Here is a 9,146-nt window from a genome sequence, read left to right as displayed (position 1 = left end):
GGACCCCGGCGCCGGACAGCTGCGGCAGCGCGGCGGTGCGGCCGCAGCAGATCAGCAGCAGCGCGCTGATCGGCCCGGTCACCTCCGGACCGGTCCCGGCCGACCAGGCCACGTCGGTGGCGACCAGCCCGAACCCGCGCACGACGCGGACCGTCGGCAACGGCGGCGGCCAGCGCATCGCCAGTGTCCGGCCGGCCGAGGCGGCCGCGGCGTCCGGGGGCATGTCCAGCCGGAGGCCGAGCGGTAGGGCGATGTCCTGGCTGTGGACCATGACGTCGGTGAGCGGCTCCAGCTCGGTGAGGCCCAGGGTTTTCCGGCGTGAGCCGGCCATGGTGCGCAGCTCCGCGATGAGCCGTCCGGTGGTCCAGGAGGCGGCGCGCCGGCGGGCCTCGTGCTGGATCGTGCGGTCCATCGTGCCGCGCCAGTGCAGCATCGTCCCGAGCAGGTCGCGCGGGCCGAGCTGTTGCAGGGTCAGGTGCGCGGCCACGTCCTTCACCGTCCAGCCGGCGCACAGCGACGGGTGCCGCCACTGCTCCTCGGACAGCCCGTCGAGCAGGTCGGCGAGGCTTCGCCGCTGGTCGCCGGTGACCTGCCAGACCCGTTCGTGGCCGAGTCCGGTCATGACGGCTCCTCCGTCCGGATGACACGGGGGACGAGTTCGGTGATTTCCGCCGTCGGCGCGAACCCGGGGTCGGGGTTGGCGAGCTGGTGCAGCACCAGGCCGGTGAAGTGGTTCATGATGAGCGGGGCCTCGCGTTCCGGGTCGGTGGAGCCGGCGATGCGCATCCAGTTCAGGAACCAGGCGAGGACGCGGGCGCCGCCGTCGGTCAGCTTCCGCCGCAGTGGCGGGTGGTTCGCCGCCTCGAGGAGGATCGCGTACCGCGCGAGGGTCAGGTCCCGGTGCCGGCCGGCCACCTGGCGCGCCGCCTCGACCAGAGTCTCGGCCAGCTTGGCCGGCGTGGTGGGCGCCGCGGTCGTGGCGATCTCCTCCCAGATGGCCCGTTCCCGCTCGATGATCCGTTCGGTGACGGCCTCCAGCAGCGCGTCCCGGCTGCGGAAGTGGTTGGAGGCGGACCCCGCCGGCAGGTCGGCGGCGGCGTCCACGGCCCGGTGGGTGAGCGCGCGGATTCCCGATCCGCCGAGGACGGCGATCGCGGCGTCGAGAAGCTCCTGACGACGGTTGGCCATGCTCGGACACTACATCAGTAGTTGTGATCACTACAAATATTGTTTTCGGCGCTGCTCACGTTGTCACCGGCGCTCGACCTCCCACGGCTGGAACCGGCTCCCTCGCAGCGTCGCGCCGTCGAACTCGGCGTCGTCGCCGAAGGACGCGTCGGTGAAGTCGGCCTTGTGGGCGAAGGTCGTGCCGCGGAAGTCGGCGTCGTCGCGGAATCTCGCGTCGCGGAAGATGGCACTGCCGGGGAAGGTCGCGTTGCCGAAGTCGGCGTCGCCGCTGAAGGTCGCGAGGGTGAATTGGGCGGTGTCCTGGGAGCTGCCGCCGAACGTCGCGCCGCCGAAGTCGGCGTCGGTGAGGAACAATGCGAAAGTGAAGTTGGCCTCGCCGGTGAAAGTCGCGTCGCGGAAGTGGGGCGTGCCGGTGAAAGTCGTGGCGGAGAAGTCGGCGGTGCCGGTGAAGGTCGCGCCGGCGAACTGAGCGCTGCGCATCACGCAGCCGGACATGGCGACGTTGATCAAATACGCCTTGGTGAGGTCGAGATCGATCTGGTCCCAGAACGTCCTGCCGGAGTCGGCGCGGAGGTGATCGAAGAGGATCCGCTGTGCGGCGAGGCGAACCTCGCGTTCTTGCGCGATCTCCTTGTCCTCCGCCCGCTCCTCGGGGCTCTGGGGAACGTCGAAGGGCATGCGCAGGTAGGCGCAGAAGACGTTGACAATGCTCTGCCGCTGGCGTGGGTTGTCTTGGGCGAGCCGCTCCAGCGCGTAGAGGCCGGCGAGGCGGACCGGGGCCTTGTCCGACCCGAGCTGGTCGGCGGCCTTGGTGTAGAGCTCCGTGGTGTTCTTCTCGGCGGCGTCGACCTCGCTGTGCCACTGCCGGCGGACCGCGAGCATGAGCGCGAAGATGCCGGTGGTGCCTGCGCCGATGCCGAGCCCGGTCTTGATCGCCTCCACCCGCGCGGCGCCGACGTCATCGGCCAGGTTCGCCTCGGTCAGCAGCCACTGTGTGCAGCCCCAGGCGACCGCGATGACCACTACGGCGGCGGCCGCGACGACCCACCAGCTCAGGGGCGGCCGGCCGGCTCCGCGCGGCCTGAGGCCGCGACGCAGCGACCAGGTTCCGACGAGCAGCAACAACCCGCCACCCGCGGCCAAGCCCAACGGGAACGCGTGCGGTCGTGCCCACTGTCCGATCGCCGGCCAGTTCACCACGACCGCCGCGGAAGTGAGCACCGCCGACCCGCCCGCGGCCACCGCACCGGCCGCTGACAACCGCGACCACGATTTCTCCCTGATGCCCATGCATGATCAGTCGCGAACGGGCCTCGAGTCGTATCGCTCCGAGGTCAAGTTTTGACGGCGCTGTACCAGCTCGTGTGTCCACTCGGTGTGCCGTCGCCGCAGCTCGGCCGCGGTGAGGTCGTGACGCCCGAGGTCGCGGTAGTTCGGGACCCATTCCTCCACGGTCCGATGCGACCGGGCGAGTGTCCACAGGTCCCACAGCAGCGGGTTCCGGGGCCTGGTGCCGCCGGCTCGCTCGTAGGCCCGGAGGAACACGTCGGCCAGGTGCTCGCCGTAGAGCAAGTAGAGGTCGAAGCGGCACCAGCCGATGTCGTAGCCGGCCGGTCCCCGGGCGGCGCCCTCCCAGTCGATGACGCCGGTCAGCGTGCCGTTCTCCCACAGGACGTTGCCCGACTGGTAGTCGCAGTGCGTCAACACCGGCGGTGCGCCGAGTATCTCGGTTTCCCAGGCTTCGTCGACGATGTCCGCGGCCGGCCCGGACAACCGGGCTCGGTAGCCCCTCCGGTCGAACACGGTGTCCAGGTCCGCGACCGCGTCCGGGCCGGCGTCGTGGATGCGGGCCAGCGTCTCGCCCAGCTGGGTCGCCCAGCCGTGGGGATCCGCCGGCTTGATGTCGGCTGTGCCCGGCAGCCGGCTGATCAGCACCCAGGGTGGTTCCCGGTCGTCGCCGGTGCTCCGGGCGAGGAACCGCGGCGCGATCCCGCCGAGGGTGTCGAGCGCCGTCAGGGCCCGCTCTTCGTCGGCTGCCGCGCGGTCACCGGCCGGGAACGCGCGGAGGATCATCTCGCGTTGCGGGCCGGCGGTCCGGATCAGGTAGGTCTTCGCGTGGGAGCCGCCGGCGAGCGGGCGTACGGCCGCCAGCCTCGCGGAAGGTCCGGCGAGCTGAGTCGCGCGGGTCAATGCGGCGGACATCGTGATCGGCAGTTCCTCCCCGGTGTCGCCAGGGTATAGCGCATCCGGGGTCGCGCCGAGTTTGAGCCTGCCGGCTGGTTGTCGGACGCTGGGTCCGGGCCGGTTCACCGCATTCGTTCGGGAACGGCGTCCATGGTGTGCAGGAGTCGTACCGCGAGCGCCTGGCAGGCGTCGTCGGACAATTCCGTGTTCTCCTTCAGGACGTCCCGGACCAGTTCGACCCGCAGGTCGTAGCGGGAGACAAAGGCGGCGTTCGTGGTCATGATCTTTCCTTCACCGGTTCGCCGTGCCCGCCGACGCAAACGCATCGGCGGTTGAAGTTGCCCGCCACGGTGGCCGTGCAGTAGCGGTGTGCGATCACATCATGGGAGTCCCGGGCGTGTGGGCAGGCCGCACAGGTGACTCCGGCCGTGGCGCTGGTTTCCGCATCGGCGGTGCCCGGCCGCACGTCGGTCCCTGTCATGACGGCGGAAGCTGTCGCCCGGTCCGGTGGTCCGGCGCCGGCGTGTACACCGGCTGCAGGAACAAGTTCCCGTACCGGGCGTCCTGCGGTGTGGCGAGCGCTCCGGGCCGTGGCTGCTCGGCTTCGGGATGGCTGAACAGCGAAATGTCCAATGTGGAAGTAGAGATCGGAGGTCCTTTCCGGTGCCGTCCGTGGACGGCGTGAATCATGAGGGAAGCCGTCAGGCGACCGGCCTGCTGGGACCGGAATCCTTCGAGCCGGACGACATTGCCGTAGGCGACGAGCCGCCGGCGCGGTGTCGGCCAGTCCGCGAGGTGGTGGTGACCCGGTCGATCCGCCCCAGCCGATCGGTCACCGCCGCGAGCAGCGCGGGCAGCTCGGCGGACAAGTCACGGGTCCGGGGCTGCCACGTGCCGTCGGCGTTTCCCGTTGCGGACCCGGCCGGCTTCAGCTGCAGGCGAGACTCGGTGGATCGGATGGTGTTCGGGCCCGACGGCATGTCGGTGCTCCCGTCTCCGGCTGTCGACATCGACCGGATTGGGGCCGAGGACGGCGCAGGTTCGACTACTCGCGCACGAAATGCTCTCGGACACCACCGAGCGTACACGACGACTGCGCTGGGTGTGTTAAGACTGGGTCCTAGCAAAGGGGCCACCGTGCACCAGCTCAGTCTCGGCGTCGTCGCGCGTTCCCGCAAAGAGAACGAACGGCGCTTGCCGATCCACCCACGCCACTTCGAACGGATCGACCCCGATCTCCGGCGCACCATCTACCTCGAACACGGCTACGGCGAACCCTTCGGTGTGCCCGACGAGCGCCTGGCGGGCGTCGTCGCGGGCCTGCGCACTCGCGAGCAGCTCATCGCCGAGTGCGACGTCGTGCTGCTGGCCAAGCCACTTCACGAGGACGTCGCCGAGCTGCGGCCCGGCCAGGTGCTGTGGGGCTGGCCACACTGCGTGCAGGACGCCGGGCTGACCCAGCTGGCCATCGATCGGAAGCTGACCGTGATCGCGTTCGAGGCGATGAACCACTGGCGGCGCGACGGCTCGTTCGGCCTGCACGTGTTCCACAAGAACAACGAACTGGCCGGCTACTGCTCGGTGCTGCACGCGCTGCAGCTGATCGGGTCGACCGGCGACTACGGCCGCCGGCTGCGGGCCGTGGTGATCGGCTTCGGCGCGACGGCGCGCGGTTCGGTGACCGCGCTGAACGCCCATGGGATCCACGACGTCGACGTCCTCACCGCTCGCGGGCTCAGCGCGGTCGGCTCGCCGATCCACTCCGCGACGATGGTGCACATCGACCACGACGTGAACAACCCGGGCGATCTCCGGCGCAGTCACGCGATCACCGACCACGGCCGGGTCCCGCTGGCCGGGTTCCTCGCCGAGCACGACATCGTCGTCAACTGCGTGCTGCAGGACACCGCCGAGCCGCTGACCTTCCTCATCGAAGACGACCTCGCCGCGTTCACCCCCGGCAGCCTCATCGTCGACGTCTCCTGCGACGAAGGCATGGGCTTCAGCTGGGCCCGGCCCACGCCGTTCACCCGGCCGACCTTCCCGGTCGGCGACGGCGTGACCTACTACGCCGTCGACCACAGCCCGTCCTACCTGTGGAACTCGGCAACCTGGGAAATCAGCGAAGCCCTGCTGCCGCACCTACGGGCGGTCCTTTCCGGACACTCCACATGGGACGAGCACGAGACCGTCCGGCGCGCCGTGGAGATCCAGGACGGCGTGATCCGGAACCCCGCGATCCTGTCCTTCCAGCACCGCTCACCGGAGTTCCCGCACCAGCGCAGTTGATCTGCCCGGTGTCGCCGTCCTGACGGCAATGTCGACGCCTCCACTGTCGCCCACCGGAACCGTGACACGATGCTCGCGAACGACCTCTGAGAGGCGGCAAACCGGCCACGGTTCCGGGGACGCCGCTTCCTCAGTAGGCCGACGGAATGTTCTTTCCTCCCTTGCCGGTCGGCTTCTTCGTGATCGGGGTCTTCTGGGCAGCCGGCGCTTTGGTGACGCCGCGTTGGACGTCGGCGTGGTCGAGTTGTTCCTGCTTGCGGACCGACAGTTCCCGCGACGTCGGCACCTTCACCTTCTTGGCCGCTGGCTTGACCACGCCGCGCTGGACGTCCGCGCGGTCGAGCTGTTCCTGTTTGCGTACCGCGAGTTGTCGCGGTGTCGGCACCTTCGCCTTTCTTGTGGCTGGCTTGACCACGCCGCGTTGGATGTCGGCGTGGTCGAGTTGTTCTTGCTTGCGCACCGAGAGCTGCCGCGAAGTCGGCACCTTCTTGGCCGCTGGCTTCACCACGCCACGCTGGACGTCCGCCCGATCGAGGTCCTCCTGCTTGCGGAGGGCGTCCTTGCGCGAGTAGACCGGCTTCCGGATCGAGCCGCGCTGGGCCTGCTCGCGGTCGATCTGTTCCTGCTTGCGGAGCGCCAGCTCCCTCGACGTGAGCGGCTTCTTGATCGGGCCGCCACGGGCGTTGTCCTCACGGTCGAGCTGCTCCTGCTTGGCGATGGCGCGTTGCCGCGGCGTCGGCACCTTCACCGGGAACGCCCGGGCGATGTGCTCCTCCCACTCCGTGCGGATCGAGTTGACCGCTTCGACGTAGTTGCCCTTGTCGTCACGCACGATCTGGGGCCGGTAGGTGTCGCGCAGTGCCTGGAGGAACGTGTTGCGCTTGTGCGGGTCGGGCAGGACGTAGCGCAGGATGTTGTCCTTGACCCACTGCCGGTCCTTTTCCGTCGGCGCCTCCTGCAGGGCCCGGGCGAACCCGTAGGCCGTCGGCAGGTACGGGTTGTCGTGGAGCTCCTTGTAGGAGTACGGCGGCACCACCCCTTGCAACGCGCCGATGCCCGCGCGCAGCTGGCTGGCGCCCCGGAATGCCTTGTCCAGCGCGAAATTCGACTGGGGACCCTTCGCTGTCGTCGGATTCTTGGCGATGGTCGTCGGGTTCTTCGGCGGCTGCTTGGGATCCGTCCGCTTGGCCGGTGTGCCGCCGCCCTCGTCGTCGCCGCGTTGCTCGCGGTTGCGGTCTTCGAGCACCGTCTTCAGGTCTTTGCGGGCCTGCTCGAGGCGGTCGTTGACCTTCTTCTTCGTTTCCTTCTTGAGCTTGCCGTTGACCTGCTGCTCGAGCCCCCAGATCGTCCGCTCGAGGTTCCTGATGTGCGCGTCGCGGTTGTACGGCCGCGCCTGGTGCTCGGCCTTCTTGAGGAGCTTGTTCAACTCCTTGCGGCTCTTCGTCGCCTCCGCCAGCTTCGCGTCGGCCGCCTGGCGCTTCTTGTCGGTCTTCGCCGCGCGGACCTTCTCCTGCAGGCCTGCGATCTGTTCGTCCAATTTGGACATCCGGCCTTGCAGGCCCTGGACCGTCTGCTTGGCGCGGCGGTGGATCTCGAACGCGTCGGTGATGAGGCTCCGGATGTCGCTCTGCGAGATGCTCACGTCGCCGGTACCCACGTCGCCGACGATCCGGTTGGCCAGGACCTGCTGGAGCAGCTTCTTCTTGTAGTCCGGGTCCGCGGGGTCCAGCGGGGCGGCCAGGTCGAGGATCTTCCCGAGGATCTTGGCTTTGGCCTTCGCCAGTCTGCCCTGGTCGTCTCCCGGAGTCGTGGTGTAGGCGACCCGTTGGACGCCCGGCCCGGCGGCGGATTCGATGGTGTTCGACAGTCCGGACGCCAGCACCGTGGCGGCCAGGAGCCCGGTGACGGCGAGCGTGCCGGTCCCGATGACCCGCTGGGGCCTGATCAACGGGTTCATTCGGCGACCTCCACCGTCTTGACCTCGCGCGGCTCCTTCTTCTTCGGCTTGATGGGCTCCGGCGCGGCTTCGCCCGCGCTCACCTCCGCGACCTCCGGGGCGGGCGTGGCTGGGATGGATCGGGCGTCGACGAGCGCCGTCTCCGAGCTGGGCTCGGCGGCGGCGAGCCTGGTGGCCGGAGCGGGGTGGGCTGCCACCGTCCGGACCGGCTCACTGTCCGGAGCCCTGGACGGCTTGCTGTCTGCCCCGGCGGCCGGTTCGACGCGCAGCACGGTCGGCTCGCTGACCGCGCCCGCGGACTGGGTGGCTTGCAGTGCGGTCGGTTCGCTGGCTGTGCCCACCGATGGCTCGGCTTGCAGCGTGGTCGGTTCGCTGGCCGTGCCGGCGGCCGGTTCGACTCGCAGTGCGGTCGGTTCGCTGGCCATGCCCACGGACGGCTCGGCTTGCAGTGCGGTCGGCTCGCCGTTCGCCCCTGCGGACGGTTCCACTCGCACTGCGGCCGGCTCGCCGTCCGCGCTCAGGGCCTCCAGCGTCGGGTCCGTGACCGCTCGCAGGGCGGCCGGCACCGCGTCGGCCACGGCCGGAACCGCGTCGGCGGCGGTCTGCGCCACGGCCGGGACGGCCTCCGTGATCGCGTCGAGCGGCTGGGTGGCGACCGTCAGCGGCGAAGGCGGCAGGGGCAGCGCGAGCGGCTCCGGGATGAACTCGACCGGCCAGGGGTTCGAGCCGCCGCGGGTCGAGGCCGGGGCCACCGGGACCGGGGTGGGTGCCACCGGAGCGGGGGGTGCCGGGGAATCGGGTGGCGGGAGCGGCTCGTCGCCCGCGGCTTCGGTGGCGGGCACGTAACCCTCTTCGGCGAGGTACTCCGCGACCAGGTTCCGGAGTGCCCCGGGCAGCTCGCCCGACGCGAGCTGGGTCGGCTGCGGGGGCGGCTGGTCGTTGCTCCCGGTGATCAGCGTCGCGGCGAGCGCGCCCATCGTGATTCCGCCGGCGAAACCGGCCCAGGCGAGCGGGCCCGGGGTGCGGCGTCGTCGGCGGACGGGGCGGAACTGGCGTTTCGGCATCGGCATCGTCCTCTGGGATGTCGGCGGTGGACGTTGCCGAACAAAGCCGTCCGTCCCCAGCTCGGGCAAGGTTTTCGGACAGTTCCGTACGCTCCCGGACACCCCTAGGATCGGCTGGTCCGCTACCTGGGGAGGAATGACCGTGGCCGTCGACTGGCCGGACCCGCGGGAGGCCGCCGATGCCGCGCAGTTCGTCGCGGCGATGCGCACCCTGCGTGCCCGTACCGATCTGAGTTACCGGGTGATCGAACGCCGCGCCGCGAAGGCTGGGACGTCGCTGCCGAGTTCGACGGTCAGCGGAGCGCTCTCGCGGGACACCCTGCCGAGAGCGGACCTGCTGGCCGCGTTCATCCGGGCCTGCGGGGGTGACGACGCCACGGTCGGACGCTGGCTGGTCGCACGGGCCGACCTCGCTGAGAGCGAGCAGGTCCCACCCGCCGCCAAACTGGCCCTCGGCGCCGAGC

10 protein-coding genes and 1 pseudogene are annotated in these 9,146 nt (G+C 70.2%); 2 read left to right on the top strand and 9 right to left on the bottom strand.

Annotated features, from left to right (window positions below; genetic code table 11):
* From G3I65_RS12655 to G3I65_RS57245, 7 genes are all read right to left on the bottom strand, one after another.
* A partial coding sequence (locus G3I65_RS12655) for a maleylpyruvate isomerase family mycothiol-dependent enzyme (RefSeq protein WP_160696280.1) occupies positions 1-622 on the bottom strand: 622 nt, incomplete at its 3' end.
* The gene (locus tag G3I65_RS12650; protein ID WP_160696279.1) at positions 619-1,188 is read right to left on the bottom strand and encodes a TetR/AcrR family transcriptional regulator; all 570 of its coding nucleotides are present in this window, start codon (positions 1,186-1,188) and stop codon (positions 619-621) included. The genes G3I65_RS12650 and G3I65_RS12655, both read right to left, overlap by 4 nt.
* Before the next feature lie 63 nt (positions 1,189-1,251).
* Positions 1,252-2,478 carry a pentapeptide repeat-containing protein gene (locus tag G3I65_RS12645; RefSeq protein ID WP_160696278.1) on the bottom strand — a complete coding sequence of 409 codons (1,227 nt, stop codon included), beginning with the start codon at positions 2,476-2,478 and terminating at the stop codon, positions 1,252-1,254.
* 6 nt (positions 2,479-2,484) lie between these two features.
* Entirely contained in the window at positions 2,485-3,390 is a 906-nt protein-coding gene (locus G3I65_RS12640; protein ID WP_239071098.1) for a phosphotransferase family protein, read from the bottom strand.
* A 104-nt stretch (positions 3,391-3,494) separates the two neighbouring features.
* On the bottom strand, positions 3,495-3,653 hold the full coding sequence (locus G3I65_RS56455; RefSeq protein ID WP_160696277.1) for a DUF6307 family protein: 159 nt from the start codon (positions 3,651-3,653) through the stop codon (positions 3,495-3,497).
* Positions 3,650-3,853, bottom strand: coding sequence for an RGCVC family protein (locus G3I65_RS56450; protein WP_203612364.1), 204 nt, complete (start codon positions 3,851-3,853; stop codon positions 3,650-3,652). The genes G3I65_RS56455 and G3I65_RS56450 overlap by 4 nt, the downstream gene beginning before the upstream one ends.
* A gap of 220 nt (positions 3,854-4,073) precedes the next feature.
* Positions 4,074-4,352: a DUF5994 family protein gene (locus G3I65_RS57245; RefSeq protein WP_239071101.1), complete on the bottom strand. Its 279-nt coding sequence runs from the start codon at positions 4,350-4,352 to the stop codon at positions 4,074-4,076.
* 157 nt (positions 4,353-4,509) lie between these two features.
* Between G3I65_RS57245 and G3I65_RS12635 the strand changes: the two genes are divergently transcribed.
* Positions 4,510-5,661, top strand: a complete 1,152-nt coding sequence (locus tag G3I65_RS12635) for a N(5)-(carboxyethyl)ornithine synthase (RefSeq protein ID WP_160696276.1) — start codon at positions 4,510-4,512, stop codon at positions 5,659-5,661.
* Between the two features lie 130 nt (positions 5,662-5,791).
* On the opposite strand, the gene G3I65_RS12630 is transcribed toward G3I65_RS12635, so the two are convergent.
* Together G3I65_RS12630 and G3I65_RS12625 are read right to left on the bottom strand one after the other, a co-directional pair.
* Complete coding sequence (locus G3I65_RS12630; protein WP_160696275.1) at positions 5,792-7,618, bottom strand: hypothetical protein; 1,827 nt, start codon at positions 7,616-7,618, stop codon at positions 5,792-5,794.
* Complete coding sequence (locus tag G3I65_RS12625) at positions 7,615-8,682, bottom strand: hypothetical protein (protein ID WP_160696274.1); 1,068 nt, start codon at positions 8,680-8,682, stop codon at positions 7,615-7,617. The genes G3I65_RS12630 and G3I65_RS12625 overlap by 4 nt, the downstream gene beginning before the upstream one ends.
* A gap of 142 nt (positions 8,683-8,824) precedes the next feature.
* On the opposite strand from G3I65_RS12625, the pseudogene G3I65_RS12620 reads away from it, so the two are divergent.
* Positions 8,825-9,146: pseudogene (locus tag G3I65_RS12620) on the top strand (hypothetical protein); the annotation flags it as partial.

The sequence above is a fragment of the Amycolatopsis sp. SID8362 genome (assembly GCF_010550475.1).
Lineage (GTDB): Bacteria > Actinomycetota > Actinomycetes > Mycobacteriales > Pseudonocardiaceae > Amycolatopsis > Amycolatopsis eburnea.
This window is presented reverse-complemented; position numbering and strand designations above follow the sequence as displayed.

Bases quoted from the DNA above. Each gene is read 5' to 3' on its own strand.
- G3I65_RS12630 (WP_160696275.1), bottom strand. From the start codon at position 7,618: ATGAACCCGTTGATCAGGCCCCAGCGGGTCATCGGGACCGGCACGCTC.
- G3I65_RS56450 (WP_203612364.1), bottom strand. From the start codon at position 3,853: ATGACAGGGACCGACGTGCGGCCGGGCACCGCCGATGCGGAAACCAGC.
- G3I65_RS57245 (WP_239071101.1), bottom strand. From the start codon at position 4,352: ATGCCGTCGGGCCCGAACACCATCCGATCCACCGAGTCTCGCCTGCAG.
- G3I65_RS12650 (WP_160696279.1), bottom strand. From the start codon at position 1,188: ATGGCCAACCGTCGTCAGGAGCTTCTCGACGCCGCGATCGCCGTCCTC.
- G3I65_RS56455 (WP_160696277.1), bottom strand. From the start codon at position 3,653: ATGACCACGAACGCCGCCTTTGTCTCCCGCTACGACCTGCGGGTCGAA.
- G3I65_RS12640 (WP_239071098.1), bottom strand. From the start codon at position 3,390: ATGTCCGCCGCATTGACCCGCGCGACTCAGCTCGCCGGACCTTCCGCG.
- G3I65_RS12645 (WP_160696278.1), bottom strand. From the start codon at position 2,478: ATGGGCATCAGGGAGAAATCGTGGTCGCGGTTGTCAGCGGCCGGTGCG.
- G3I65_RS12625 (WP_160696274.1), bottom strand. From the start codon at position 8,682: ATGCCGAAACGCCAGTTCCGCCCCGTCCGCCGACGACGCCGCACCCCG.